The organism is Janthinobacterium sp. HH106 (assembly GCF_001758725.1).
GTDB lineage: Bacteria > Pseudomonadota > Gammaproteobacteria > Burkholderiales > Burkholderiaceae_D > Janthinobacterium.
Genome location: NZ_LRIC01000001.1, coordinates 28,918 through 54,885, shown reverse-complemented (window position 1 = coordinate 54,885; position 25,968 = coordinate 28,918). Strand labels below are relative to the sequence as shown.

Genomic DNA, 25,968 nt, shown 5'->3' with positions numbered 1-25,968 from the left:
AACAAATCCGCTACGGGCGCGCCGCTTGCGGCGGCGCCAGCATGTCGGCGCGGGGGCGGTCCCAGCCCGGCACGTAGGCGGGACATGGCCGGCCGCGGAACTGCTGCAGCTCGACGGTCGTGAAATTGGGCAACATGCCGGGGTTGAAACGCACGTCCGTCAGCATGTCGGCATTCAATCGGGGCATGCGAGCAAAGCGGAACCAGGCGTCGACATAGCAATTGTCTTCCTGCAGCGCACGCAGAGCGGCCAGGCTGCCCGCCGCCTGGGCGGAGACGGCGATGCCGGGCGCCAGTTGCCGGCCTTGCTTGCTGGTTTCAGCCAGCCCGGCCGGGCAGGCGGCGGGCGCCAGCGATGCGGGCAGCAGGCTCAGGGTGCCGCGCCGCAGGGTGTACACGTCCGTCTTGCTGTCGAGCGAGACATAGATCCAGCACAGGGGATTGCTGGGAAACGCCGTCATCGCCACGTCCCACACGCGCGTGCCCGGATCGAGCCGCTGCACGGCCGCCTCGATGCGCGTACGGCCGATGGCCGACGCCACGCCCTGCGTGCCGATAAACGTGACCGCCAGCGCGAAGGCCAGCAGCAGCGGTCCCCGCCCCCGCTCGCCGGCCCGCCCTTGCAGCACGGCCAGTACCGCGCCCAGCGCCAGCAAGACGGCCAGCGCGGAGGGCGCCAGATAGGTTTTATAGGTAAAGAAGCACAGGGCCGCCGCCAGCCCCGCCAGCAGCACGCTTTTGACGATGCCGTAGCGCAAGGACATGATCACGGGCACGCCCAGCAGCACCCAGAACATGGGTTCGACGATGAAGACCATGTCGCCATACAGCCAGCGGCTGTCGAACGGATAGAACGGGTGCAAGCCATAGGAATTGAGGAAATCCATGCCCATGTGCAAGCAGAATCCCAGCAGCAGACAAGCCGCCAGGCCGATGCGGGCCGGCACGCTTTCCTTCAGCAGCCGGCGCGCGCCGGGCCACAGCAGCCACAGCAGGGCCAGCAACAGCAGCGCCTGCGGCAAGGCCAACAGCAAGGTATGCGTGTGGCCACGGTGATGCAGCATGTAGCCGAACGGACGCGGCAGCAGTTTCGTGAGGACCAGGTCCAGGTCGGGCGCGTTGCTGGCAAACCAGGCCGTAAACAGAAATAGCGCACGCCGGGTGCGCTGTGCGGGGGCTTGCGGCTCGGGCGGCAGGCTGCGGTGTACCAGTTCGCCGACCCCGAGGCCGATGACCGAATGCGTAATATTATCCATCGGGCAATTTTACAGGATGCGGCCACCCCAGGAGCAAAGGCGGGGGTCAAACCCTCAGGGTACGCCCCCGGATTCTGCCATTGGGTTTGTTCAATCAAGCGGCTACAGCGCCTGTAAATCTTCCCCGCGCATGCCCACCAGCAAGGCGCGGCCATCGGGCAGCACGCGGAACTCGCCGTAACGGGCCTTTTCCCAGCGCGCCGCCTCGCCTTCCTTGAAAAACCAGGCATCGCTGACCAGCACCCAGTTGCCATCCTTCGGCGTCAGCTCGAGCAGGAATTCGCCGGGCGCCAGCGCCTCTTTGGTGTACGGGCGCAGCAGTTCGGCCACGCCGCGCGCATCGCGCCGGGCCACCACGAGGGGCCGGCCCGGCGCCCTGTCCACGCTGGCCAACGTGGAGAGGACACCCAGGTTGACGAAATTGAGGCGCATGTAATCGCCCTGCATCAGCGAGCGGGGATCGACGGGTTCCAGCGCCACGAAGATGGCCTCGCCCTTGGCGATCAGCTGCTCCTTCTGCCAGATGCCGATATTGGCCACCAGCAGCACCAGCAGCAAGCCGCCCAGCGCACCCAGGCGCAAGAAGCGGCGCTCGACCGCCACGTCCGCCGGTTTGCTTTCCACCAGGTGCAGCACGGCGCCGCGCGTGGCCAGCCACGACAGGGCGCACAGCACGGCGCCGGCCACGGCCAGCAGCGCCGCCTTGCTGGCCAGCGGCCAGGCCAGCTGGTAATAAAAGCTGCCGATGATCCACGCCGCCGCCAGCGCGGCCGCGACGGCCACGCGTGTACGCCCGCTCGTCACGCAATACGCGAGGATCAGCAGCACGGGTCCCAGCGCCGGCATGAACCACGCCAGCACGATCAGCACCAGGGCCACGCCGATGGCGGGCAACTGGCGCAGCGCCGGCCAGCGCCAGCCCGTCCAGGCGGCCGCCGCCGTGGCCAGCACGAGCGAGACGCCGTTCAACGCTTGCGCATACCAGGCGCCGGCATGGTGCCTGCTCACTTCGCGCGCCACTTCGCCCGTGAAGCCGCCACCCAGGGCACCGCCCAGCATGAAAGTCATGCCGGACCAGAAGACCAGCCCCAGCAAGATGGCCAGGACCCACCCCGTCGACAGCGATTCCAGGAAGGCGGCGATGGGCGCGCCGCGGCCATCGTTGAAGGCCTGCTTCTGCAGCCAGTGGGCGGCCAGCCAGCATGCCAGGGCCAGCATCCAGGCCAGATACAGTTGCGTCGGATCATTGTCGAATATCCAGTCGCGCGTGCTGTCGACGATGCCCAGCCCCAGCAAGCCGCAGGCGACCAGCCCCAGCAGCACGCGCAGCCAGTCGCGCGGCAAGGCGGCGGCCACCACCAGGGTTGCCAGGCACAGCAGCAGCGACGCCGTCTGCGTGGAATAGTCGCGGTACAAGGCGTAGCCGAGCAAGCCGCCGCCCACCAGCAGACAGGGCACGGCCAGCTGCTCGACAAACAGCGCCACGCCGCGCGTGCGGATCAGCAGCACGGACACCACCAGCACGATGGCGGCCACGACATACGCGCCGGGACCGTGGCGCACGACGCTTTCCAGGCCCACGCCCAGCGCAATCATCAGGGGAATGGCGGCAAGCCAGGCGCCGAAGGCCGTCATCAGCACCAGCGGCCACGGCCGTATATCCTGCACGGGGCGGCTGGCGTTGGGCGGCAACAGGCCGGCGCGCGTGGCATCGTCGATCAGGGTGCCGAGCGCATCGTCGCGCTGAGTGTTCATCTTGCTCATGCCGCCTCCTGGCGCGTGCGCCACAGAATGCCTTGCACGGTCAGCGCCAGCAGCACGGCTGCCAGCAAGCCCAGCGTGGCCAGCGCGCCGACGCCATCGCCATGACCGTTGAACAGCACGTGCGTCAGCCCTCCCACCAGCAAGGTATTGATACCGAGCGCGACGGCGCTCAGGCCGAACACGTCAAAGTAGCGGCGCGTGGCCAGCAGGGCAGCGGCGACGGCCAGCAAGCCGAGACCGGCCCAGTACGGCGATTCGATCTCATTGCCGAACAGGGCACTGACGGCCGTGCCCGTGATAAGGATGGTGGCGAGTACCAGACCCAGGCGCAAGGCCCAGACACCGGCGCCCGTCCAGCGCGCCAGCAGGGGCGAGACAAACGCACAGGCCAGCAGCACGGCCAGCCAGCCGCTGACGAAAATGGACAGGTCGGCCGAATCGATGCGCCAGCTGTGGCGCGCATGCGCCTGCATCCACAGGGCGGCGGCCGTGGCCAGCACCAGCATCCACGGCGTCCACAGCACGTCGCTGCGCGCGACTAAACACAGGGGCAAGGCCAGCACGGCCCACAGGGCGAACAGCTGCCACGGATCGGCGCCCGTCTGGTAGGTCTGGCCGAAATACGCGAACAGGCCGCCGATGGCCAGCAAGGCCATCAGCAGCAGCGGAATGCGCGCCTTGGGCACGGCGAAGGCGCCCACGCAGGCGGCGGCAAACACGCCTTGCAGCAGGGCAAAGCGGCCCATGCGGCCCAGGTCTTCCCAGTTGGCGGCGACCCAGCAGATCAGACCCATGCCCAGCAGCGCGGCGCCCAGCACGGCCACGCCGCGCGGCAGCCAGTAGGCCAGGCGCGCCGGTTCGCGCTGGAAGCCGGCCGCTTCCTGCAACTGCCGGGTTTGTTGGGCATCGAGCGCATGGGCCGAGGCGAGTTGGTACACGGCGAGGCGTAAATCCATCGTCTGCTTTCTTTGTCAGGGCTTTGTCAGGAAATAGGGGGCGTCAGGTCAGCGCTCGACGCTCACGCCGCGCCAGAAGGCGACGTGGCCGGCAATTTGCTTGGCGGCATCCTTGGGCTGGGGGTAATACCAGGCGGCGTTGGCATTCGTCTGGCCATCGACGACGACATCGTAATAGCTGGCCGTGCCTTTCCACGGGCAGACGCTCGTGTGGCTGCTGGGACGCAAGTACTCCTGCGTCACCTTGGACAAAGGAAAATACACATTGTTTTCAACGACTTGCACCTGCGCATCGGTGGCTTGCGCGATGACGGCGCCATTCCAGCTGGCTGTTGGCATTTGACTATCCTCCTTCTTTGCCGAGTGTAGCCGAAAAAGCCCGCCTTGGCGCGCGCCATTGGCGCCCCGTTCAGGCGCCGCTGATGATCTGGCGCAAGGCTTGCTCAAACACTTCGGGCGGCTGGCCGCCGGAAATCAGGTGGCGCTCGTTGATGATGACGGCGGGCACGGAATTGATGCCGTTCTGCTGATAGAAGCGCTCCTGCGCGCGCACCTCGTCCGCATAGGCATCGGAGGCCAGCACTTCGGCCGCTTTCGCGGTATCAAGGCCCACCTTGCCCGCGACTTTCAGCAGCACCACGTGCGAGGACGGATCCTGGCCCTGCGTGAAGTAGGCATCGAACAAGGCCATCTTGAGTTCCTTCTGGCGCCCTTCCAGAGCAGCCCAGTGCAGCAGCCGGTGCGCATCGAAGGTGTTGTAGATGCGCCCGCGCTTGTCCATGGCAAACGTAAAGCCCAGCTGTTCGCCGCGCGCGCGGATCGCTTCGCGCGACTGCGCCATCTGTTCCGGCGTGGAACCGTATTTGCGGGCGATGTGTTCGCCGATATCCTCGCCCTCGGGCGGCATATTGGCGTTCAGTTCGAAAGGCTGGAAGTGGATGTCGGCCTGGACGGTGCCGTCCAGCTTGGCCAGCGCCTGCTCCAGCGACTTCAGGCCCACCACGCACCAGGGGCAGGAAACGTCGGAAACGAAATCGATACGGATAGGGGTGGGTGTGGCGGAGGTGGTGGAAACGGTCATGGTGGGCAGCCTTTGCGCGAGTCGGTGGCGGCCGCACCGCGCGGCGCCGCAAGCACAGCATATGCGTGCGGGCCGCGGGAAATCAAGCGCTTACTTTTTCTGCACGGGCACCTTGGCCCCATCCTTCTTGCCGCCGATCTTGCTTTCTTTACCAGAGAGCAAGTTCGCGATGTTCTGGCTGTGGCGGTAGGCCAGCAGCACGCTCATGACGATGACGGCCAGCAAGATGGGATCGACGCCGAACAGCAAGCCATAGTAAAACGGCGCGAACAGGGCCGCCACCAGCGCTGCCAGCGAGGAATAGCGAAACGCGTAGGCGATGATCAGCCAGGTGGCCAGGGTCGCCAGGCCCAGCCAGGGATTAATGCCAAGCAATACACCGAGGGCCGTGGCCACACCCTTGCCGCCGACGAAGCGGAAGAACACGGGCCACAGATGGCCGAGGAAGACGGCGATGGCCACCAGGGCCACGGCCGTGTCGCCCACGCCCAGCGTGCTGGCAAAATGGTCGGCCAGGAACACGGCCAGCCAGCCCTTGGCGCCATCGCCCAGCAGGGTCATGATGGCCGCGCCCTTGTTGCCGCTGCGCAGCACGTTGGTGGCGCCGGGGTTTTTCGAGCCATAGGTGCGCGGATCGGCAATGCCGTAGACCTTGCTCATCACCACGGCAAACGATATCGAGCCGAGCAAGTAAGCGGCCACTGTCATCGCCACGGTTGTGATTACTGGATTCATTTCTTCCCTTTATTGTGTTTATTACACCAGCATCGAGGCTGGCGCAGCAGAATATACACCAGCGTCCAGTCCAGGGACAGGGCGGCGTCTGGTTTTCTTAATCTTGCAGCGCGCACTGCACCGGCTTGGCCTTGAGCAAGTCGAGCAAGACCTGCGGCGCCAGCGAGACGAGGAAACCGCGCCGCCCGCCATTGATGTAAATGCGCGGCAAGTCCAGGATCGACGCTTCCACGTAGACGGGCATGGCTTTCTTCGTGCCGAAGGGCGAGGTGCCGCCGATCATGTAGCCGGAATGGCGCTGCGCCACTTCGGGCTTGCACGGCTCGACGGACTTGCAGCCGATGCCGCGCGCCAGGTTCTTGGTCGACACCTTGCAATCGCCATGCATGAGCACGATCATCGGCTTGGCCGCCTCGTCCTGCATCACCAGGGTCTTGATCACCGCGTGTTCCGGCACGCCCAATTCGCGCGCCGAGACGCTGGTGCCGCCGTGCTCCTCGTAAGGATACGGGTGTTCTTCGAAGGAGACTTGATGCTTGCGCAGCAGCTGCGTCGCCTGGGTTTCGGAAATATGCTCTTTTTTAGCCATGCGTGATACGCTGATCGTTCAGTGAGGAGTGCTAATTATGCAGGAAGAAATCCGCTTTGCCACATTCAATGTCTGCAACCTCGCCCCCGCCGGGGCGAAATTGTATGACAACCTGGAACCGTTGAGCCCGGCGCAATACGAGGCCAAGGCGGAATGGACGGCGCGGCAGATCGACCTGCTCGACGCCGACGTGATCGGATTCCAGGAAATTTTCTCGCAGGCAGCCCTGCGCGACGTGCTGTCGCGCACGCGCCATTACCGTGCAGCCACGCTGGCCGGCTACGATGCGACGGATATTGCCGGACGCATGCTGCCCACGGTGGCGCTCGTGTCGCGCCTGCCGCTGGCCGGCGCTGGTGTTGCCTGGGCGAATTTTCCCGCCGGCGTGACCGTGTCCGCCGACAGGCAGCCCGCCGACGACAACGCCTGCCGCTTCGCCCGCGCGCCCCTGCATGTCCAGGTCATCTTGCCGGGCGGACAACTCACGGACGTGGTCGTCGTGCATTTGAAATCGCGCCGGCCCGACTACCGCCATGGCGACGGCAACGATGCCATCGCCTACGCGCTGGCCAACCTGCGCTCGCTGCAGCGGCGCGGTGCGGAAGCCGTGGCCTTGCGCGTGCTGGCAAGCGAACTGGGCCACACTGGCCGTCCCCGCATCGTGCTGGGCGACTTCAACGACATCGCCAATGCCGTCACGACGGCCATCGTCATGGGCGCCGGCGCGCCGTGCGAACCGGGTGCCGAGATGCGCGCGCGCCTGTACGACGCCAACGCCATCCAGCTGCGCCAGGACGCCCTGCGCCACGCGGGCTACACGAATATTCACGACAGCACCTACATGACGATCGACCATATCCTCGTGTCCGAACATTTTCATCCCGCCTCGCCGCGCGCCATCGGCGTGCTGCAGGAAGTGACGTATCTCAACGACCATTTGCTGCTGGGCTTGCCGCATGCCTCCGACCATGGCCAGGTGCTGGCACGCATCAAGCTGCTGGGCAACATTGACTAATTCAATAACTTCGCCAGCGTGCTGCCCGCGACTTGCGCGCTGGCAAAGCGCCCCTGGTATTGCTGGCAGCCCTGCCCCCGCAGATACGCCAGCTGCTGCGCCGTTTCCACGCCTTCGGCGATCACCGTCAATTGCAGCTCGCGCGCCATGGCGATGATGGTGGCGGCGATGGCTGTGTCGGACTCGCCGACCGCGCCATCGGCCGCGGCCGGCAGGAACGACGGGTCGATCTTGAGTTGATCCACCGGGTAATGGCGCAGATTGGCCAGGCGCGAATAGCCGGTGCCGAAGTCGTCGATGGCCAGCCTGGCGCCCAGCGCGCGCAGCTGCGCCAGCACGCCGGCCAGGCGCGCGCCCCCTTTCATCAGCAAGGATTCCGTCACTTCCAGTTCCAGGCAGGCGGCGGGCAAGCCCGACACGGCCAGCGCCTCTTGCACGCTGAGCAATAAGTTATTGTGCAGGCACTGCGCCGGCGACAGATTCACGGCCACTCTCCAGGCATGGCCCGCATCGTGCCAGGCGCGCGCGCGGCGGCAGGCTTGCTGCAGCACCCAGTTACCGATCGACACCATCAAGCCGCATTCCTCGGCCACGGCAATGAAACGCTCGGGCGGCAGCACGCCCAGTTGCGGGTGGCGCCAGCGCAACAGCGCTTCGGCGCCGAGGATTTGCCCGCTGGCGACATCGAGCGCGGGCTGGAATTCGAGCACGAACTCGTCGCGCCCCAGCGCTTCGCGCAAGCCCTGCTCCAGGCTGGCCCGCTCGACGATTTGCGCATTCATCTCGGCATTGAAAAACTGGAAATTGTTGCGCCCGCTTTCCTTGGCGTGGTACATGGCGATGTCGGCGTTGTGCACGAGGCTATCGATGCTGTCGCCGTCGCTGGGAAAGATGGCCACGCCGATCGAGGTCGACACATGCAATTCGTACTCGCCCAGCTGATAGGGTTGCGTGACGGCATGCAGCAGGCTGGCCGCCACGTGGGCCACCTGGTCGATGCCGCCCACCTCGGCCAGGATGATGACGAACTCGTCGCCGCCATGCCGGCTGACCGTATCGACGCCGCGCACGCAGCGCACGAGGCGCCGCGCCACTTCCTTGAGCAGCAAATCGCCCACGTGGTGCCCCATGCTGTCATTGATGTGCTTGAAATGGTCGAGGTCCAGGTACAGGATGGCCAACATGCTCAGCTTGCGCCGCGCGGCCGCCAGCCCCAGCGACAGCCGGTCGAGCAGCAGCACGCGGTTCGGCAAGTCGGTGAGGAAATCGTGCTCGGCCAGGTGGCGCGTGTGCTCCTCGTTTTTCTTGCGCTCGCTGATGTCGCTGAGGATGGCCAGATAATTGCTCAATTGCCCCTGCGGGTCGCGGATGGCCGTCAGCGACAGCCAGGCCGGATAGCGCCCGCCCGCCTTGCGCTGGCCGACGATGTCGCCTTGCCAGTAACCGTTGGCATCGACTTCGTCCCACACGTGGTCGAAAAATGCGGGCACGTCCGGCTCGACGCCGTGCGGGACGAAGGGCTTGCCCAGCATGTCGTCGAGGCTGTAGCCGCTGATCTCGCTGTACGCGGGATTCATGCTGACGACGTGCTGCTGCGGGTCCATCACGACGATGGCCTCGCGCGCATGCTCGACCACCTGCGCCGACAGGTACAGGGCCCGCTCGGCCAGTTTGCGTGAGGAAATATCACGGATCACGGCGTAAAACAGATAGCTATGGTCGAGCGTGACGGACGTAAGCAGCACTTCGCCCCAGAACAGCTGGCCCGTGCACGTCTGGTAACGCCAATCGTAGCGGCAGTTGCCGTCGGCGTGGGCCTGCGCCGCCAGCTGCGTGCCGCGCAACGAGGACAATGCGCCATCGGGCTGGCGCAAGGGCGAAAAGTCGCTGAGGCGGCGCCCCAGCAGGCGTGTCCGGTCTTCGCATTGAAACAGGGCGATGGCGGCCGGATTCGCCTCGGCGATGTGCTCGTCGCGCAGCAGCACGATGGCGTCGGCCGACTTCTCGTACAGCTGGCGGAAATTGTCTCCCATCAGCAGCAGGGCGCCCTGCGCCGCGTCATCCTGGCCGCTGGGCGTGATGTCGGCATCGATGCAGACCACTTGCCGCACCCTTCCGGACTGCATGACCGGAAATACGGTGGAACAGATGCAGCGCGGCGCGGCCCCGTCGACGTCCAGTTTCCACAGGCGCATGCCGCGCGCCTTGCCGCTCTCCCACACGGCCGCCAGTTCGCCGCTAACTTCCTCGGCCAGGGTGGCGGCACCGGGCAGCGAAGCGGCCACCCTGGCCCACGGCTGGCCCAGCGCCAGCTCGGCCGCCACGCCATACAGGCGCGCCGCACCCGCGCTCCAGTAGCGCACGATGCCGTCGCGGTCGATACCGCGCACGGCCAGGCCGGGCGCCTGTTCGACGGCGGCAACGATGATGGACAGCAAGTCGAGCGCCTTGCCGACCGGCCCCGCCTGCGGTTCGGCCGCGGCCAGCAAACGGCCCGGCGACGGGGCGGCTCCGGCAATCCGATCAGACATCAGCCCCCCCGTGGCGCGGCCGCGCGGCAACCGGCGGGCAAATGACCTGTCCGGTAGCGCAACCATCCCGACCATTCTTGCGCGCCGGCGAATCGGCTTCTTGAGAAGGCGCAAGCATCGTGACGTGGACGGCGCGCATGCTGGCGATGGTCTTTGGTCGCCGTTTTTTGCATTCCAGCCCCGATTTTGTGCAATCTGTCGCACGGCGATGGCGGCCGGACTTGAATCTTCCTAAAGTGGCAACATGCGCATCGCCGTGAACGGCCGCAGCGGCAGGCGTGTCGTCTGCGGCCGCCACAGTGATGCGCTACCCGAATTCCCCCGGCCTGCCGCAGGCCGGCCGCACCGAGACCTGGCGCCGAAGCCCTGCGCCGCTCCTGAAAAAAAACCTATGAAAAACGAGACCCTGCCCCCCGCCTCTCCCCTTGCCGCCACGCGCCGCCGGCGCTGGCGCACGCCCCTCTTGATCCTCGTCGTGCTGGGCCTGGCCGGCGGCGGCTGGACGGTCATGCAATCGAAGCAGCAGGCAGCCAAAGTTGCTGAACAGCAAGCGAGCAAGAAGAAGGAACAGGAAAAGACGCCCGTGCATGAACTGGCGCAGGGCGACGTGGCCGCCATCGATGCGCGCGCCCTCAGTATCAGCCTGCCCCTGTCCGGTTCGCTGGCCCCCGTGACCCAGGCCACCATCAAGGCCAAGGTTTCCGGCGTGATCCAGGAAACGACCTTGCAGGAAGGCCAGCAAGTAGCCAACGGGCAAGTCCTCGTGCGCCTGGACGCGGCCGACTTGCGCGCCCGCCTGACGCAGCAGCAAGCCATGCTGGACGAAGCGCAGGCGCGCCTGTCGATGGCGGCCAAGAATGAGGCGAACAGCCAGGCGCTGCTCAAGCAAAAATACATTTCGCAGACGGCCTACGACACGACGCAGAATTCCGTCGACCTGGCGCGCGCCAGCGTCAAGTCCGCCGCCGCCATGGTCGACATCGCCCGCATCGCGCTGGCCGACACGGTGATCCGCGCGCCGATGGCCGGCATCGTCAGCAAGCGCCACCTGCAGGCGGGCGAAAAAGTCGCGCCCGACATGCCCGTCTACACCATCGTCAACCTGGCCCAGCTGACCCTGGAAGCGCCCGTGCCCAGCGCGGAGATTCCCCGCATCAAGCTGGGCCAGGACGTGCGCTTCAAGGTCGACGGCTTCGGCGCGCGCGACTTCGCCGGCAAGGTCACGCGCATCAACCCCACCACCGAGAGCGGCTCGCGCGCCATGCTCGTCTACATCGCCGTCGACAATGGCGATGGCGCGCTGCGCGGCGGCATGTTCGCCAAGGGCAGCATCGTCACCGAGCGATCAATCGTCGCGCCGCTGGTGCCGTTGACGGCCGTGCGCAACGAAAAGCAGGGCCCCGTCGTGTATGCGCTGGTGAACAACAAGGTGGTCGCGCAGCCCGTCACACTGGGACTGCGCAACGAGGACGAAGGCTATGCCGAGGTCAAGTCGGGCCTGGTGCCGGGCGCGAAAGTCATCGTCGCCAGGCTCGATGGCGTGAAACCGGGCCACGGCGTGACCTTCGCCGCGCCCGCCACGGCCCCCGCTGCGCCGGCGGCCGTGCTGGCACGGAAGGATTAAGCCATGTGGATGACCAAAGTCAGCATTCAAAACCCCGTCTTCGCCACCATGGTCATGGTGGCGCTGGTGGTGCTGGGCATCTTCTCCTACCGTGGCCTGGGCGTGGAGAGCATGCCCAGCGTGCAGTTCCCGTTCGCCGCCATTGAAGTGAACTACCCGGGCGCCTCGCCCGAAGCCGTGGAAAACGACATCACGCGCCCCATCGAGGACGCCGTCAACACCGTCAGCGGCATCAAGACCATCCGCGCCAATTCGTGGGAAGGACGCGCCGGCGTCTACCTGGAATTCGAGCTGTCGACGAACATGGACAAGGCCATGCAGGACTTGCGCGACAAGGTGGCCCTGGTGCGCCCGCGCTTCCCGAAGGAAGCCAAGGACCCGTTCATCGCGCGCGCCGAGGGCGACAACGAGCGCCCCATCGCCACCATCGTGCTGACCTCGACGGGGCATGACCTGCGCTCGCTGTCGACCATGACGGAGCAGATCATCAGCAAACGCTTCCAGGGCGTGGCCGGCGTGGGGCAGGTCAAGCTGCGCGGCCTGCGCGCGCGCCAGATCCTCATCAGCATGAAGCCGATCGAGCTCAATGCCCAGGGCATCGGCGTCGATGAAGTCATCCGCGCCATCCAGGCGACGAATACCAACCTGCCGGCCGGTTCCATCAGCCATGGCGCGGCCGAACAGCTGGTGCGCGTGGAAGGCAAGATCAAGGATGCGCGCGAATTCGGCAAGATCATCGTCGCGCGCCGCGCCGTCGGCCCCGTCTACCTGGACCAGGTGGCCACCGTCGTCGACGGCGAGCAGGAAGAACTGTCGATTTCGCGCATGAACGGCCAGCAAGCCGTGACCATGGAAATCACCAAGGTGCAGGACGCCAACGTGGTCGAAGTGGGCACCGGCATCCTGAAAGTGGCGGCGGACCTGCAAAAGACGCTGCCGCCCGATATCACGCTGCGCGTGCTCGATGACGAATCGGAACGCGTGCAAAGCCAGCTCAATAACGTCAAGCGCACCATCATCGAAGGCGCCGTGCTGACCATGGTGATCGTCTTCCTGTTCCTGCACTCGTGGCGCTCGACCATCATCACGGGATTGACCCTGCCGATCTCCGTGCTGGCCAGCTTCATCGCCATGAAGGCCTTCGGCTTCACCCTGAACTTTTTGACCCTGATGGCGCTGTCCCTGTGCATCGGCCTGTTGATCGACGACGCCATCGTGGTGCGCGAAAACATCGTGCGCCACCTGGGCATGGGCAAGAACCACTACCAGGCGGCCAACGACGGCACCAATGAGATCGGCCTGGCCGTGATGGCCACCACGTTCGCCATCGTCGCCGTGTTCGTGCCCGTCGCCTTCATGGACGGCATCATCGGCCGCTTCTTCCTGCAGTTCGGCATCACCGTGGCCGTCGCCGTGCTCGTTTCCCTGTTCGTCAGCTTCACGCTCGACCCCATGCTGTCGTCCGTCTGGCGCGATCCCGTCAAGGACCGCTTCAAGTACGCGCCGTGGCTGGGCCGCTTCATGGCCTGGATCGAGACGGGCATCGACCGCCTGCACGTCTGGTACAGCAAGGTGCTGGCAGTCGCTTTGCGCTGGCGCAAGACCACGCTGGCCACGGCCGTGGCGCTGTTCGTCGGCAGCCTGATGCTCGTGCCCATGATCGGCGGCGAGATGTTCCCCGAGACGGACCAGGGCTGGGTCAACCTGCGCTTCAAGACGCCCGTCGGCTCCAGCCTCGAATACACGGATTCCAAGGTGCGCCAGATCGAAACGGCCCTGAAGGAGTTTCCCGAGATCGACAGCCTGGTGGCCAATATCGGCACGCCCGATGGGCGCAACACGGCCGAGGTGAACCTCAAGCTGACGGACATCAAGACACACAAGCGCCGCTCGCAGCAGGAACTGGAAAAACTGATCCGCGAACGCCTGGCGCCGATCGCCGGCATCACCCTGTCCGTCGGCCAGCGTCCCATCTTCATCGCCATCCTCGGCACGGACGAAGGCAAGCTCGATGCCGTGGCGCACACCCTGATGGACAAGATGCGCAACATCAAGGGCCTGGCCGACATGGAATACAGCCAGGAAGGCGCCAATCCGTCGACCACCGTGAAGATCAACAACGAACTGGCCAGCGACCTGGGATTGTCGGTGCAGCAGATCGGCAATGCCTTGCGGCCGTTCGTGGCGGGCGACACGGTCAGCCACTGGCTGGCGTCCGACGGGCAGAACTACGACGTCAACGTGCAGCTGCCCAAATCGGGCCGGCAAAAGGTGGCCGACCTGGCCGACCTGTCGCTCGCGTCGAGCAAGCTTGATGCGAACGGCAAGCCCGTCATGATTCCGCTGCGCCAGGTGGTCGACTTCGTGCCGTCCTCGAGTCCGCAGGTGCTCAAACGCCAGGCCTTGCAGCGCCGGGTCGCCATCTATGCGGGCGTGCAGGGCCGCCCTGCCGGCGACGTCGACGCCGACGTGCAGAAGGCCATCAAGTCCATCGACCTGCCGCCGGGCGTGCGCTTCGACGTGGCCGGCAATGCGCAGCAGATGGCTGAAACCATGGGCGGCGCGATGATGGCGCTGGGGATCGCCGTGATCTTCATCTACCTGGTGCTGGCCTCGCAGTTCGGCAGCTTCCTGCAGCCGATCGCCATCATGGTGTCCTTGCCGCTGTCCCTGATCGGCGTGCTGGCCGCGCTGCTGATCACGGGCAGCACCCTGAACATCTTCTCCGTGATCGGCTTCATCATGCTCATGGGCTTAGTGACGAAGAACGCGATTCTGCTGGTCGACTTCACCAACCAGCGCCAGCGCGAAGGCCTGGGTCAGTTCGAGTCGCTGATGGAAGCGGGGCAAGTGCGTCTGCGCCCCATCCTGATGACGACCCTGGCGATGGTGTTCGGCATGCTGCCGATGGCCATCGGCATGGGCGACGGCGGCGAATCGCAGGCGCCGATGGGCCGCGCCGTCATCGGCGGCGTCATCACCTCGACCCTGCTGACCCTGGTGGTGGTGCCCGTCGCCTACACCTATCTCGACAGCCTGGGCAAGCGCGCCGCGCGCTTTTTCGGCGGCGGCGAGCATGCCGAATCCGCCGATGATGGCAAAGCACACGCCCACTGATTGACCGGTCGCCTTCACCGTCCCCGCATTGGCGGGGACGACGCGGCGGCTGCCTGAAGAGAGCTTCAGTTGACCAAAGCGGCACCACTGGCTAGACTGTCCCCGTTATCAATGATATGGAGTGACTCGTGGGTGCTTGTTCCAGTGACAGTAGTCGATTGACCATCGGCGATCGGCCTTAGGCAAGACGCGCGCATTCCGCCCGCCCTGCCCTCGGCAAGGTGCGGTTTTACCAGCGGCGGTACTCTCTCGCCGCCACTTCCCCCTCATCGTTCCACCGTGATCGTCTGCTGCCCCCTTGCGGGCGGATTGTCTTCGCCCTTGCACTCGCCTGTTCCTCCCCAGCCGGGAGAAACTGATGGTGGTATTTGACTTTGCGCTGCGCGTTGCCGCGGCATTGACCCTGGGCGCCATGATCGGCGCCGAACGCCAGCTGCGCCAGCGCATGGCGGGGCTGCGCACGAATGCGCTGGTGTCCGTCGGCGCTTCGCTGTTCGTGATGGTTTCCGTGCTCGAAGGCGATGCCTCCGGCCATATGCGCATCGCCGCGCAGGTGGTGTCGGGCATCGGCTTTCTCGGCGCCGGCGTCATCATGCGCGAGGGCATGACGGTGCGCGGCCTGAACACGGCCGCCACCCTGTGGTGCTCGGCCGCCATCGGCATCCTGTGCGGCCTGGGGTTTGCCCTGGAAGCGGCCATCGGCACGGGCTTCGTGCTGATCGCCAACCTGGTGCTGCGCCACCTGGCGCAACGGATCAACGCGCACGGCAGCGAAGCGGGCATCGAGACGGAAAGCATCTATCGCGTGACGGCCGTGTGCGAGGCGGAGCAGGAAGTCCAGGTGCGCAAGCTGATGCTGCGCTTGATCAGCGGCATGCCGGCGCTGATGCTGCAGTCCTTGCACAGCGAAGACGCGGCGCAGGCCGGGCGCATCGAAGTGCGGGCCGACCTGCTCACGCCCTTGTCCAGCCTGGGATTGCTGGAGCAGATCGTCAGCCAGGTGAGCCTGGAAGGCAGCGTCTCGGCCGTGCGCTGGGCGCTCGTGAACAACGCGGAATTTGTCGCTGAACGGGGAGTGTGATGATGAAAAAATTCTTCCATTGGTTTGCCAGGCGCGGTCCCGTCATGGCCACCTACCGCCTGACCGTCACCTGCCCCGCGGCGCAAGCCGACCACGTGGTGCGCCTGCTGCTGGCCGAACTGCAAGACGCGGGCCTGGCGCCGTCGCAGATGCTGCGCAGCTGGGACGAAGCCCGGCAAGTGGTGCGGCTGATCGCCACGGTGCTGTGCCAGGCCGTGCAGCGCGCCGTGCTGGTGCGCTTCGTCAACCGCGCGGGCGCCTGGCCGCAAGTGCGGCAGGTGCGCTGGGAAGGCGTCGCCCCCTCAGCTTGACGCGGGCAGGCGCATGAGGAACAGCGCGCCGCCTTGCGGGCGGTTGCGCGCCTCGATGCTGCCGCCGTACGCGTGCACGATCGCTTGCGACAGGGCCAGGCCCAGGCCGAAGCCGGGCGCCTCGCCCGCGCGCGCCTGGGCGCCACGGTAAAAGCGCTCGAACAGATGCGGCAAGTCTTCCACGCCGATGCCCGGTCCCGCGTCCGCCACGCCAACGAGCGCATGTTCGCCCTCGCGCGCCACGTGCACGCTGATGACACTATCGGGTGGCGAAAACTTCACGGCGTTATCGAGCAGATTGGCCAGCACCAGGTCCACGGGGCCGGCCGCCACGCGCGCGTGCACGGCCACACTGTCATCGAAGACGATGCGGATGCAGCGCTGCGCCGCCGGCTTTTCCAGCCGCTGTGCGGCCGCCCGCACGAGCGGATTGAGCGCGATGGTTTCCACGGCATTGCGCTCCTGCCCCACGTCCAGGCGCGTGAGCATCAGCAGTTCTTCCACCAGGGTCGTCAGGCGCTGCACTTCGTCGAGGCAGGACGCCAGCGCGTCCACATACTCGGGCGCTTCGCGCGGACGGCGCAGGGTAATTTCGATTTCCGTGCGCAGGCGCGACAGGGGCGAGCGCAGTTCGTGCGAGGCGTCGGCCGTGAAGCGGCGCTGCGCATCGTAGCCGTGTTCCAGGCGGTCCAGCATGGCGTTCAGGGTATCGACCAGGCGGCCGATCTCGTCCTGCGTGCCGGGATGGGGCAGGCGCTGGTGCAGGCTGGCCTCGCCGATCGAATGCGCCTGGTCGACCACGTCGTCGATGGCGCCCAGCACGCGGCGCGTGAGCATTTCGCCGGCCAGGCCCACGGCCGCCAGCAAGGCCAGCGCCATGGCGCCAAACAGCACGGTGGCCGCGGCCAGCACGTGATTCGTGTCGTCGAGCGAACCGGCCACCTGCACCGCCAGGAGCGCGCCGGACGAGGGCACGGGAATCGAGACCATGCGCAGCGGCTCTTCGCCAAACTTGGGCAGGGTTTCGAAGACGGTCTCGCCGGCCGCCAGGCGCGCCAGCAGGGCGGGCGGCGCCGGCAGCTGCGCCGCCTCCAGGTTGCGGCTGCGCGCCAGCACGCGGCCTTCGCCATCGATGATCTGCACCAGGCGGTCCAGCCGCGTCAACGACGGCGGCGCCAGTCCCGGCGCCACCTCGTGCACCTGCACGGGCTGGCGCGGCGCGGCCGGCAGCATGGCCATTTCCGTCTCGGCCAGCGCCAGCAGGGCCGCATCGAGCTGGCCATGCACGGCGCGCGACAGGCCCCAGTAGCCGGCCAGCGCCGTGCAGGCGACGATGGCGAGGATGACGGCCAGGTGCACCAGCAGCAATCGCTTGCGAAAGCTAGCCACCATGGTTTTCCGCCAGGCGGAAGCCGCGTCCGCGCACCGTGTGGATCAGGGGCGGCAAACCCGGCGCATCGACCTTGCCCCGCAAATTGCGCACGTGGACGTCGATCAGGTTGTCGATACCGATCAGGTCCGCCTGCCATATCTGCTCGGCCAGGCGCGCGCGGCTGACCACCTCGCCCGCCTGGCGCAGCAGGATCAGCAGAATCGCGTATTCCTTGGGCGTGAGCACCAGCGGCGCGCCGGCGCGCGTCGCCTGGTGGCTGACGGGATCGAGCGTCAGGTCGGCCAGCGCCAGCACCAGCGGGCGGCTGATGTCGGAGCGGCGCAGCAAGGCGCGGATGCGCGCCAGCAGCTCCTCGAATTCGAACGGCTTGGTCAGGTAATCGTCGGCGCCCGTGTTCAGGCCCGCCACCCGGTCGGCCGTGGCGTCGCGCGCCGTGAGCATCAGCACGGGCGTCTGGATGCCGCGCGCGCGCAAATCGCGGCAAAAATCGATGCCCTGCTTGCCCGGCAACATCCAGTCCAGCACGATCGCGTCGTAGTCGACGGCGTAGCTTTCGTCCTCGCCCTCTTCCGCGCTGTGCGCCACGTCGACGACAAAGCCTTCTTCCTGCAAGCCACGGGCCAGCAGGCGTGCCGCCTTGCGGTCGTCTTCCACCAGGAGGATTCTCATGCCTGCCTTTCCCATTGTGCTGTGTTTTCCCGCATTTTCCATCCTTGCATTTTACCGCGCCACACCGCGCGCGCACGCAACCTGAAGAATGATTCAGGCGTTCTTGGGCGCTTCTTCAGGAGCACATTGCTATGCTTCTCCGGCGCTGTCATACCGCTGCCCGCGCTCCCCTCTGACCGCCCGCCTGGGCACGGCATCCACGCATGCCCCATCACCATCAATAACAAGGAAACACGGGATGAACACGACCACCCGCAACGCCCTGGGCGCCAGCTGCGCCCTCGCTCTCGCCTGCTCGGCCCTGGCCGGCTGCGCCAAACCGACGGCGGCAGCCACGCCGCCCGTCCAATCGATGCATCTGGACGACGGCAGCATCGCCGTCGACAGGATGTCGCCGCTGCGCCAGCGCCTGCAGATCGCCGCCGTGCAGGAACAGGAGATCGCCACGCAGACGGAGGCGCCGGGCAGCATCGAAGCGATGCCGGAAAAACTGGTGAAGATCACGCCGCCCCTGGCCGGGCGCATCACGCGCCTGCAGCGCGCCCTGGGCGACAGCGTGAAGGCGGGCGACCCGCTGTTCACGCTCGACTCGGCGGAACTCAGTGCCGCCTACGCGGACGACAGCAAGGCGAAGTCCGCCCTGCTGCAGGCGCGCCAGGAACTGGAGCGCCAGAAAACGCTGTTCGAGGCGGAAATCGCCGCGCGCAAGGAATATGAAGCGGCCCAGGCGGCCTTTGCGCAGGCAGGCAGCGACGCGCAGGCCAGCGCCGACAAGCTGGCCCAGTACGGCGCCGGCGCGCGCGGCACACGTGGCACCCACCGCGACTACGTGCTGCGTTCGCCCATCGCCGGCACCGTGATCGCCATGGAAGGCGCCCAGGGCGGCTACTGGAACGATATCAACGCACCCGTCATGACGGTGGCGGATCTCTCCACCGTGTGGCTGTCGGCCAACGTGGCCGAAAGGGACCTGGCGCAAGTGGCCGTGGGCCAGACGGCCCGCATCACCGTCGATGCCTGGCCCGGCAAGGCTTTCGAGGGCAAGGTCGCGTATGTGGGCGCCGTGCTCGATCCCGAGACACGCACGGTGAAGGTGCGCGTGGCCATCGACAACCGCGCCGGCACCTTCAAGCCGGGCATGTTTGCCCACGCGGGATTCGCCGGCGCCAGCCGCCGCGCCCTCCTCGTGCCCGCGGCGGCCGTGCTGCAAAGCGGGCCATCGACACGCGTGATGGTCGAGCGCAGCCCGCTGGTATTTACGCCGCGCACGGTGGAAGTGGGCGCCAGCCATGGAGAACAGGTGGAAATCCTCGCCGGCCTGAAAGCGGGCGAACGCATCGTCGTCAAGGAAGGAGTGCTGCTCAATGATTGACCGTTTCATCGCCACCTGCTGCCAGCGGCGCGGCATCGTCTGGCTGGTGCTGCTGTTCGTCGCCGTCTACGGCGTCTACTGCTGGAAGCAGCTGCCCATCGAAGCCTATCCCGACATCGCCGACGTGACCTCGCAGATCGTCACGCAGGTGCCGGGCCTGGGCGCCGAGGAGATCGAGCAGCAGATCACCATCCCGCTCGAGCGCGCCCTGCTCGGCACGCCCGGCATGCACGTGCTGCGCACGCGCAGCCTGTTCGCGCTGTCGCTGATCACCGTGGTGTTCGAGGATGGCAGCGACGGCTACTTCACGCGCGAACGGTTGCAGGAGCGCCTGGCCAGCGTGAACCTGCCGTACGACGCCAAGCCGGGACTCGATCCCTACACCTCGCCCACGGGCGAGATCTACCGCTACACGCTGGAATCGAAAACGCGCTCCCTGCGCGAACTATCCGAGCTGCAGTTCTGGACCGTGATTCCGCGCCTGCAGCAGGTGCGCGGCGTGGCCGACGTCAGCAATTTCGGCGGCCTGACGACGCAATTCATGCTGGAACTCGACCCCGCAAAACTGGACAGCTACGGTTTCTCGCTGGCGCAGGTGAAGGACGCCATCAACGCCAATAACCTCAGCGGCGGCGGCAGCGTCATCGACCGCGGCCAGCAATCGTACGTGGTGCGCGGCGTGGGCCTGCTGCATTCGCTCGATGACATGGGTAACGTCGTCGTCAGCAGCAAGGACGGCGTGCCCGTGCTGGTGAAGGACCTGGGCAAGCTCGCTTACGGCAACGTCGAGCGGCGCGGCATCCTGGGCAAGGACGACAACCCCGACACCATCGAAGGCATCACCCTGCTGCTGAAGGATTTCAACCCGTCCGAAGCGCTGGCCGGCATCCATGCGGCCGTGGACGATTTGAATGCGAATGTGCTGCCGAAGGACGTCAAGGTCGTGCCCTACCTGGACCGCAGCTCGCTGATCGACGCCACCCTGCACACGGTGGGATTTACCCTGGGCGAAGGCATGCTGCTCGTCGCCCTCGTGCTGCTGCTGTATCTGGGCAGCCCGCGCGCGGCCGCCATCGTCGCGCTGACGATCCCGCTGGCCCTGCTGATCGCCTTTATCTTCATGCACCACTTTAAGATTCCCGCCAATTTGCTGTCCTTGGGAGCGATCGACTTCGGCATCCTCGTCGACGGTTCCGTGGTGGTGCTGGAAAACATGCTGCGCCGCCGTGAGCGCGAGCAGGACCGCCCGCTCACCCTGCAGGACGCCATCGACGCGACCCTGCAGGTGGCGCGCCCCATCATGTTCGGCATGGCCGTCATCATCGCCGCCTACCTGCCCCTGTTCGCCTTCCAGCGCATCGAGTACAAGCTGTTCTCACCGATGGCGTATGCGGTGGGCGCGGCGCTCGTGGGCGCGCTGGTGGTGGCCCTGGTGCTGATCCCGGGCCTGGCCTGGCTGGCCCTGCGCAAGCCGCGCCGCACCTTCCATAACCGCGTGCTGGACAAGCTGACGGGCGCGTATGGCCGCTTCCTCGAACGCATGGTGGGCAAGAAGCGCTGGGTGGCGATGGTGTGCGCAGGATCGCTCGCAGCGCTTGCCATCCTGGGCGGCAGCATCGGCCGCGATTTTTTACCCTACCTCGATGAGGGGTCGCTGTGGCTGCAGGTGCAGATGCCGCCCGGGATCACCCTGGACAAGGCGTCGGAGATGGCCGGCGAACTGCGGCGCGCCGCGCTGGAATTCCCGGAAGTGTCGACCATCGTCACGCAGACGGGACGCAACGACGACGGCACCGATTACTGGACGCCGTCGCACATCGAGGCAAGCGTGGGACTGCATCCCTATAAAAGCTGGAAGTCGGGCATGAGCAAGCAGCAGCTGATCGCAAAAATGAACGAGCGCTTCGCGCGCATGCCCGGCGTCACAGTCGCCTTCATGCAGCCGATGATCGATGGCGTACAGGACAAATTGTCGGGCGCGCACAGCGACCTGACGGTGAAAATCTTCGGCAACGACCTCGATGAGGTGCGCGCCATCGCCAGCAAGGTGGCCAATGTGCTGAAGACTGTCCACGGCGCCTCCGACGTGGCGGTGGACGTGGAGCCGCCGCTGCCCAACCTGAAGGTGGAACTGGACCGCGCGAAGGCGGCCCGCTACGGCATCAATGCGGCCGACGTGGCCGACCTGATTGCCACCGGCATCGGCGGCGCGCCCATCGGCCAGGTCTACGTGGGCGAAAAAAGCTATGACATCGCCGTGCGCTTCCCGCCCGCCACGCGTTCCAGCCCGGACGCCATCGCCAGCCTGAAGCTCACGGCCGCCAACGGTGCCAGGGTGCCACTGGCGCAGGTGGCCACCATCAGCACCACCTCGGGCGAAAGCGTGATCGTGCGCGAAATGGGGCGGCGCCACATCATCGTGCGCCTCAATGCCCGCGGACGCGACCTGGCCGGCTTCCTGGCCGAAGCGCGCCCGCTGGTGGCGCAAGCCGTGGCGGGCGAGCACCAGCGCATCAGCGTCGAGTGGGGCGGCCAGTTTGAAAACCTGCAGCGCGCGCAAAGCCGCCTGGCCCTGATCCTGCCGATGACCCTGGGCGCCATGTTCCTGCTGCTGTTTGGCCAGTTCCGCAACCTGCGCCAGCCCGCGCTGGTCTTGCTGGCCGTGCCGCTGGCCATGCTCGGTGGCCTGGCCGCGCTGCACCTGCGCGGCATGACCCTGAACGTGTCGAGCGCCGTCGGCTTCATCGCCCTGTTCGGCGTGGCCGTGCTCAATGCCGTGCTGATGCTGGCGCAGATCAACCGCTTGCGCGCGGACGAAGGCAGGAGCTTGCGCGACGCCGTGCTGGAAGGCGCGCGCGACCGCATGCGCCCCGTGCTGATGACGGCCACCGTGGCCGCCCTGGGCCTGACGCCGGCCATGCTGGCGACAGGCCTGGGCAGCGACGTGCAGCGCCCGTTGGCCACCGTGGTGGTGGGCGGGCTGGTGACGGCGACGGCACTGACCCTGCTGCTGTTGCCGGCCCTGTATTACCTGATCGAGGCGTATGTACAACAACGCCGGACCGATACCGAAGGAGTGAACCATGACACGTTTTAATGTATTGCTGGCGGCCTGGCTGATCGCGCCCGGCGCCAGCGCCGCGCCCTTGAGCTTCGAGACCTATTTGTCCGCCGTGGAAAGCCACAGCCTGGAATTGCAGGCGCAGCAGGAAGACATCGTCTCGGCCAAGGCGGGCATCGGCATCGCCGGCCTGCGTCCCGATCCCGAATTCACGCTGGGCGCCACGCGCGAAACCGTGCGCAGCGTCGAGCACCGCCCCGTCACGTGGAATCCGGCCATCAGCATGGCCATCGAGACGGGCGGCAAGCGCGCCGCGCGCTTGAAGGCGGCGCACAGCCATGTCGCGCTGGCCGAGGAAACGGTGGCCGGCTTCAAAAGCGAACTGTATGCCACGGCCGCCGCCGCGTTCACGGAAGCGTGCCGCACGCGCGAGGTCCTCGCGCGCAAGGAGCAGACCATGGCGGCCCTGTCGAAAGTCGTCGATGCGAATGCCGTGCGGCGCAAGGCGGGCGACGTGGGCGGCATCGAGCTGCTGCAGTCGCGCGTGGAACGCGACCAGTTCCAGGCCGAGCTGGCGCAGGCGCGCAGCGAGGCCGACAGCGCCATGTTGAATTTGTCGCCCCCCTTGGGCCGCCGGTTCGACGGCCTGTTTCCGGACGCGCAGCTGGCCTGCGACTTCGCCGCGTATGAAAACAGGGATGCCACGGTGCTGGTGCCGCAGGCGCTCGAGGCGCGCAGCGACGTGCGCATCGCCCGCGCCACCGTGGACAATCTGCGCGACGGCGCTGCGCTCGTGCACGCCAACCGCTCGGTCGACCCGACCGTCACCGTGGGCCTGGCCGCCGCGCGCGGCTACCGTGACGGCGTTGACGCCAGCGGCAATCCCGTCGACGGGTCGCCACGCTCGCGCGCCTTGAGCGTATCGCTGGCCATCCCCATCCCCCTGTCGCGGCGCGACAAGGGCGACGTGGTGCAGGCGGAAGCGGGCGTGACGCAGGCGATGCTGGCCCTGCGCCAGGCGGAACTGGCGGCGGAAACGCAGGTGCGCACGGCGCAGCGGCAGCTGCGTGCGGCGCAGGACAGGCTGGCGCGCTACCGCGACGGCGTGCTGGTCGATGCGCAAAAGGTGGTCGACGGCATGCGCCTGTCCTACTTCAGTGGCAATGCCTCGCTGCTGGAATGGCTGGCGGCGCAGCGTTCGGCCGATGAGGCGTATCAGGGTTATGTGCAGGCGCGCGCCGATGCGGCCATCGCCAGCACGCAGCTGCAACTGGCGATCGGCCAGCGGCCGCGCTTGTAGCGGGGGAAGGAAAAACGCGGGGAGACCGGCGCGGCCATGCCGCACCGGTCGTCAGAAACAGGGGAATTACTGCGGCTGGGCAGGAGCGTCGCCAGCGGCGGCTGGATCAGCGTCGACGTCTGCGTCGTCCGCTTCCGGCTCATCGCCCTCGCTGCCATCGGCCGGCTTCGGATTGTTTTTCGCTTCCAGCTTGCGCCTGGCTTTTTCCTCGGCTTTCTTCTTCTTTTCCAGCTCTTTTTGCCGTTTTTCGTATTGGAAATTTGTCTTGGCCATTTACTACCTCTTTAGTTTTTAGATGTTACAGATAAGCATATAAGGCACATTATGACGTAGTTGGAGCAAACTCCAAATGTTTAGCCTCGCGGATGATGCTGCGCGTGCAGCAGTTTCAGCCGTTCACGGGCCACATGCGTGTAAATCTGCGTGGTGGAAATATCGGAGTGCCCCAGTAACAATTGCACAACACGCAAGTCCGCACCGTGGTTCAGCAAATGCGTGGCGAACGCGTGGCGCAAGGTATGCGGCGACAGCGGCGCCGTGATGCCCGCGTTCAGCGCGTGTTTCTTGATGATGACCCAGAACATTTGCCGCGTCATGGCGCCGCCGCGCCGCGTGACGAACAGCGCGTCGTCCATCTGCCCGTCGAGAATCACGCCACGCGCCTCCTTCAGGTAGCGCTCGATCCACAGCCGCGCCTGTTCGCCGAACGGCACCAGCCGCGTCTTGCTGCCCTTGCCCGTGATGCGCAGCACGCCATCGTTCAGGCTCAGTTCCACGGATTGCAAGTCCACCAGTTCCGACACGCGCAAGCCGCTGGCATACATGAGTTCGAGCATCGTGCGCTCGCGCAAGCCCAGCGGCGTGCTCACGTCGGGCGCCGCCAGCAACGCTTCCACCTGCGCTTCGCTCAGGGTATGCACGAAGCGCGCCGGCTGCTTGGCCGACACCATCTTCAGGCACGGGTCGGCCGCGATATGCTTGTGCCGCAAGGCCAGCTGGTAAAACCGCTTGAGCACAGAGAGGCGCCGGTTCGACGACGTCGCCTTGCTTTCGTCGTGGCGGGCGGCAAAATACGCCTCGATGTCGGCCGTGGATACCTCATACAGGCCCTCGCGCCCGGGCCGCGCCACTTCCAGCCAGCGGGCGAACAGCCGCATGTCGCGCCGGTAGGCATCGAGCGAGTTTTTCGACAGGCCGTCTTCCAGCCACAGGCTGTCGCAGAATTCATCGATCAGGGTGGCGTTGTCGGGCGCCAGCAGACTGTTCATCATCGGTAAGCTTCCACGCCTTCATGCGCCAGCAGCCAGCGCTTGACGCCCAGGTGGAAGCCGGTCGCATCGTCATGGTGGGCAAAGCCGCCCAGACCGCCGGCGGCCGTCACGCGGTGGCAAGGGATCACCACGGGAAACCAGTTGGCGCCGCAGGCCTGGCCCACGGCGCGCGGCGCCGAACCGATCAGGCGCGCCACGTCGCCATACGTGCGCACCTGGCCGCGCGGGATACCGGCGATCGCCGCCCATACGCGTTGCTGGTAAGCGCTGCCCGAAGCGGCCAGCGGCAGGTCGAACGGTGCATCGGGGTCGCGGAAATAGCGCGCCAGTTGTTCGCACGCCCGCTCGGAGACGGCATCCTGCGGATCTTTCTCGGCAAAGTGCGGCGGCAGGTAGACCAGTTCGCATACCTGGCCGTCCTGCGCGCGCACGCCCATGGCGCCGAACGGCGCGGCCACGATGGCGCTGAACAGTTCACTGCCCTGTTGTTTTTTCATCTGCTGATCATTATTCAAGTGTGGCATATATGCAACTTGCCGGCGCCGGAAACCGCGCCACGGGAATTATGCACCGACTTTGGGCGTGCCGGCGGACGTTTCCTGCGCACGAAAAAAAAGCGCACCAGCCGGTGCGCTTCAAATATTGCTTCACGTTCCCGGTCGTTTGGGTCCGCCGGTGCCGGCTTGTGGCCGCAGACAGCTATGACTCAACAACTTCTGTGAAACGTGTGTCTCCTCAATATATCCCCGGTATCAATACCGTTTTTATAGACCACTCCCCCACTAACCTTGTTGCCAATTCTGTATTTCAGCCTTGCTACCGGGGCGCATATGCATATACGTG

The 25,968-nt window shown here is 66.3% G+C and carries 21 protein-coding genes; 8 read left to right on the top strand and 13 right to left on the bottom strand.

Annotation, left to right across the window (positions count from 1 at the left end; genetic code table 11):
• Positions 1-10: 10 nt before the first annotated feature.
• The 7 genes from JAB8_RS00235 to ybaK all read right to left on the bottom strand — a co-directional run bounded on the left by JAB8_RS00235 (position 11) and on the right by ybaK (position 6,380).
• The gene (locus tag JAB8_RS00235; protein WP_070287750.1) at positions 11-1,255 is read right to left on the bottom strand and encodes a metal-dependent hydrolase; all 1,245 of its coding nucleotides are present in this window, start codon (positions 1,253-1,255) and stop codon (positions 11-13) included.
• Positions 1,256-1,357: 102 nt separating this feature from the next.
• Entirely contained in the window at positions 1,358-3,019 is a 1,662-nt protein-coding gene (locus JAB8_RS00230; RefSeq protein WP_254679407.1) for a GDYXXLXY domain-containing protein, read from the bottom strand.
• A complete protein-coding gene (locus JAB8_RS00225; RefSeq protein ID WP_070223085.1) occupies positions 3,016-3,975 on the bottom strand; it encodes a DUF2157 domain-containing protein in 960 nt (319 codons plus the stop codon). Before JAB8_RS00225 ends, JAB8_RS00230 begins: the two co-directional genes overlap by 4 nt.
• Before the next feature lie 48 nt (positions 3,976-4,023).
• The gene (locus JAB8_RS00220) at positions 4,024-4,314 is read right to left on the bottom strand and encodes a DUF427 domain-containing protein (RefSeq protein ID WP_070223083.1); all 291 of its coding nucleotides are present in this window, start codon (positions 4,312-4,314) and stop codon (positions 4,024-4,026) included.
• A gap of 70 nt (positions 4,315-4,384) precedes the next feature.
• On the bottom strand, positions 4,385-5,056 hold the full coding sequence (locus JAB8_RS00215; protein WP_070287748.1) for a DsbA family oxidoreductase: 672 nt from the start codon (positions 5,054-5,056) through the stop codon (positions 4,385-4,387).
• A 90-nt stretch (positions 5,057-5,146) separates the two neighbouring features.
• Positions 5,147-5,791, bottom strand: coding sequence for a glycerol-3-phosphate 1-O-acyltransferase PlsY (gene plsY, locus JAB8_RS00210; RefSeq protein WP_254679406.1), 645 nt, complete (start codon positions 5,789-5,791; stop codon positions 5,147-5,149).
• Positions 5,792-5,888: 97 nt separating this feature from the next.
• Positions 5,889-6,380: a Cys-tRNA(Pro) deacylase gene (gene ybaK / locus JAB8_RS00205; protein ID WP_070287745.1), complete on the bottom strand. Its 492-nt coding sequence runs from the start codon at positions 6,378-6,380 to the stop codon at positions 5,889-5,891.
• 37 nt (positions 6,381-6,417) lie between these two features.
• Here ybaK and JAB8_RS00200 point away from each other — a divergent pair, with 37 nt between their 5' ends.
• A complete protein-coding gene (locus JAB8_RS00200) occupies positions 6,418-7,395 on the top strand; it encodes an endonuclease/exonuclease/phosphatase family protein (RefSeq protein ID WP_070287743.1) in 978 nt (325 codons plus the stop codon).
• Here JAB8_RS00200 and JAB8_RS00195 read toward each other — a convergent pair.
• Positions 7,392-9,926, bottom strand: a complete 2,535-nt coding sequence (locus JAB8_RS00195; RefSeq protein WP_071654366.1) for a bifunctional diguanylate cyclase/phosphodiesterase — start codon at positions 9,924-9,926, stop codon at positions 7,392-7,394. The genes JAB8_RS00200 and JAB8_RS00195 overlap by 4 nt on opposite strands.
• Positions 9,927-10,317: 391 nt before the next feature.
• Between JAB8_RS00195 and JAB8_RS00190 the strand changes: the two genes are divergently transcribed.
• The 4 genes from JAB8_RS00190 to JAB8_RS00175 all read left to right on the top strand — a co-directional run bounded on the left by JAB8_RS00190 (position 10,318) and on the right by JAB8_RS00175 (position 16,059).
• Complete coding sequence (locus JAB8_RS00190) at positions 10,318-11,550, top strand: efflux RND transporter periplasmic adaptor subunit (protein ID WP_070287740.1); 1,233 nt, start codon at positions 10,318-10,320, stop codon at positions 11,548-11,550.
• Between the two features lie 3 nt (positions 11,551-11,553).
• A complete protein-coding gene (locus JAB8_RS00185; protein ID WP_070287738.1) occupies positions 11,554-14,667 on the top strand; it encodes an efflux RND transporter permease subunit in 3,114 nt (1,037 codons plus the stop codon).
• Between the two features lie 358 nt (positions 14,668-15,025).
• Positions 15,026-15,748 carry an MgtC/SapB family protein gene (locus JAB8_RS00180; protein ID WP_070223069.1) on the top strand — a complete coding sequence of 241 codons (723 nt, stop codon included), beginning with the start codon at positions 15,026-15,028 and terminating at the stop codon, positions 15,746-15,748.
• Positions 15,748-16,059: a hypothetical protein gene (locus JAB8_RS00175; RefSeq protein WP_070287737.1), complete on the top strand. Its 312-nt coding sequence runs from the start codon at positions 15,748-15,750 to the stop codon at positions 16,057-16,059. Before JAB8_RS00180 ends, JAB8_RS00175 begins: the two co-directional genes overlap by 1 nt.
• On the opposite strand, the gene JAB8_RS00170 is transcribed toward JAB8_RS00175, so the two are convergent.
• Positions 16,051-17,448: an ATP-binding protein gene (locus JAB8_RS00170; RefSeq protein ID WP_175445136.1), complete on the bottom strand. Its 1,398-nt coding sequence runs from the start codon at positions 17,446-17,448 to the stop codon at positions 16,051-16,053. The genes JAB8_RS00175 and JAB8_RS00170 overlap by 9 nt on opposite strands.
• The gene (locus tag JAB8_RS00165; protein WP_070287908.1) at positions 17,441-18,121 is read right to left on the bottom strand and encodes a response regulator transcription factor; all 681 of its coding nucleotides are present in this window, start codon (positions 18,119-18,121) and stop codon (positions 17,441-17,443) included. The genes JAB8_RS00170 and JAB8_RS00165 overlap by 8 nt, the downstream gene beginning before the upstream one ends.
• Positions 18,122-18,359: 238 nt before the next feature.
• Between JAB8_RS00165 and JAB8_RS00160 the strand changes: the two genes are divergently transcribed.
• From JAB8_RS00160 to JAB8_RS00150, 3 genes are read left to right on the top strand one after another with little or no spacing between them, the layout of a single operon-like run.
• A complete protein-coding gene (locus JAB8_RS00160) occupies positions 18,360-19,493 on the top strand; it encodes an efflux RND transporter periplasmic adaptor subunit (RefSeq protein ID WP_070287734.1) in 1,134 nt (377 codons plus the stop codon).
• Complete coding sequence (locus JAB8_RS00155; RefSeq protein WP_070287732.1) at positions 19,486-22,590, top strand: CusA/CzcA family heavy metal efflux RND transporter; 3,105 nt, start codon at positions 19,486-19,488, stop codon at positions 22,588-22,590. The genes JAB8_RS00160 and JAB8_RS00155 overlap by 8 nt, the downstream gene beginning before the upstream one ends.
• A complete protein-coding gene (locus tag JAB8_RS00150; RefSeq protein WP_070287730.1) occupies positions 22,577-23,854 on the top strand; it encodes a TolC family protein in 1,278 nt (425 codons plus the stop codon). Before JAB8_RS00155 ends, JAB8_RS00150 begins: the two co-directional genes overlap by 14 nt.
• A gap of 66 nt (positions 23,855-23,920) precedes the next feature.
• Here JAB8_RS00150 and JAB8_RS00145 read toward each other — a convergent pair whose 3' ends face one another.
• The 3 genes from JAB8_RS00145 to JAB8_RS00135 all read right to left on the bottom strand — a co-directional run bounded on the left by JAB8_RS00145 (position 23,921) and on the right by JAB8_RS00135 (position 25,622).
• Positions 23,921-24,127, bottom strand: a complete 207-nt coding sequence (locus JAB8_RS00145; RefSeq protein WP_070223057.1) for a hypothetical protein — start codon at positions 24,125-24,127, stop codon at positions 23,921-23,923.
• 80 nt (positions 24,128-24,207) lie between these two features.
• Positions 24,208-25,122, bottom strand: coding sequence for a site-specific tyrosine recombinase XerD (gene xerD, locus JAB8_RS00140; RefSeq protein ID WP_175444799.1), 915 nt, complete (start codon positions 25,120-25,122; stop codon positions 24,208-24,210).
• Positions 25,122-25,622 carry a methylated-DNA--[protein]-cysteine S-methyltransferase gene (locus JAB8_RS00135; RefSeq protein WP_070287728.1) on the bottom strand — a complete coding sequence of 167 codons (501 nt, stop codon included), beginning with the start codon at positions 25,620-25,622 and terminating at the stop codon, positions 25,122-25,124. Before JAB8_RS00135 ends, xerD begins: the two co-directional genes overlap by 1 nt.
• Positions 25,623-25,968: the final 346 nt, after the last annotated feature.

Excerpts from the sequence above, each read along its gene's own strand:
- JAB8_RS00235 (WP_070287750.1), bottom strand. The coding sequence starts at position 1,255 with ATGGATAATATTACGCATTCGGTCATCGGCCTCGGGGTCGGCGAACTG.
- JAB8_RS00230 (WP_254679407.1), bottom strand. The coding sequence starts at position 3,019 with ATGAGCAAGATGAACACTCAGCGCGACGATGCGCTCGGCACCCTGATC.
- JAB8_RS00225 (WP_070223085.1), bottom strand. The coding sequence starts at position 3,975 with ATGGATTTACGCCTCGCCGTGTACCAACTCGCCTCGGCCCATGCGCTC.
- JAB8_RS00220 (WP_070223083.1), bottom strand. The coding sequence starts at position 4,314 with ATGCCAACAGCCAGCTGGAATGGCGCCGTCATCGCGCAAGCCACCGAT.
- JAB8_RS00215 (WP_070287748.1), bottom strand. The coding sequence starts at position 5,056 with ATGACCGTTTCCACCACCTCCGCCACACCCACCCCTATCCGTATCGAT.
- plsY (WP_254679406.1), bottom strand. The coding sequence starts at position 5,791 with ATGAATCCAGTAATCACAACCGTGGCGATGACAGTGGCCGCTTACTTG.
- ybaK (WP_070287745.1), bottom strand. The coding sequence starts at position 6,380 with ATGGCTAAAAAAGAGCATATTTCCGAAACCCAGGCGACGCAGCTGCTG.
- JAB8_RS00200 (WP_070287743.1), top strand. The coding sequence starts at position 6,418 with ATGCAGGAAGAAATCCGCTTTGCCACATTCAATGTCTGCAACCTCGCC.
- JAB8_RS00195 (WP_071654366.1), bottom strand. The coding sequence starts at position 9,926 with ATGTCTGATCGGATTGCCGGAGCCGCCCCGTCGCCGGGCCGTTTGCTG.
- JAB8_RS00190 (WP_070287740.1), top strand. The coding sequence starts at position 10,318 with ATGAAAAACGAGACCCTGCCCCCCGCCTCTCCCCTTGCCGCCACGCGC.
- JAB8_RS00185 (WP_070287738.1), top strand. The coding sequence starts at position 11,554 with ATGTGGATGACCAAAGTCAGCATTCAAAACCCCGTCTTCGCCACCATG.
- JAB8_RS00180 (WP_070223069.1), top strand. The coding sequence starts at position 15,026 with ATGGTGGTATTTGACTTTGCGCTGCGCGTTGCCGCGGCATTGACCCTG.
- JAB8_RS00175 (WP_070287737.1), top strand. The coding sequence starts at position 15,748 with ATGATGAAAAAATTCTTCCATTGGTTTGCCAGGCGCGGTCCCGTCATG.
- JAB8_RS00165 (WP_070287908.1), bottom strand. The coding sequence starts at position 18,121 with ATGAGAATCCTCCTGGTGGAAGACGACCGCAAGGCGGCACGCCTGCTG.
- JAB8_RS00160 (WP_070287734.1), top strand. The coding sequence starts at position 18,360 with ATGAACACGACCACCCGCAACGCCCTGGGCGCCAGCTGCGCCCTCGCT.
- JAB8_RS00155 (WP_070287732.1), top strand. The coding sequence starts at position 19,486 with ATGATTGACCGTTTCATCGCCACCTGCTGCCAGCGGCGCGGCATCGTC.
- JAB8_RS00150 (WP_070287730.1), top strand. The coding sequence starts at position 22,577 with ATGACACGTTTTAATGTATTGCTGGCGGCCTGGCTGATCGCGCCCGGC.
- JAB8_RS00145 (WP_070223057.1), bottom strand. The coding sequence starts at position 24,127 with ATGGCCAAGACAAATTTCCAATACGAAAAACGGCAAAAAGAGCTGGAA.
- xerD (WP_175444799.1), bottom strand. The coding sequence starts at position 25,122 with ATGAACAGTCTGCTGGCGCCCGACAACGCCACCCTGATCGATGAATTC.
- JAB8_RS00135 (WP_070287728.1), bottom strand. The coding sequence starts at position 25,622 with ATGAAAAAACAACAGGGCAGTGAACTGTTCAGCGCCATCGTGGCCGCG.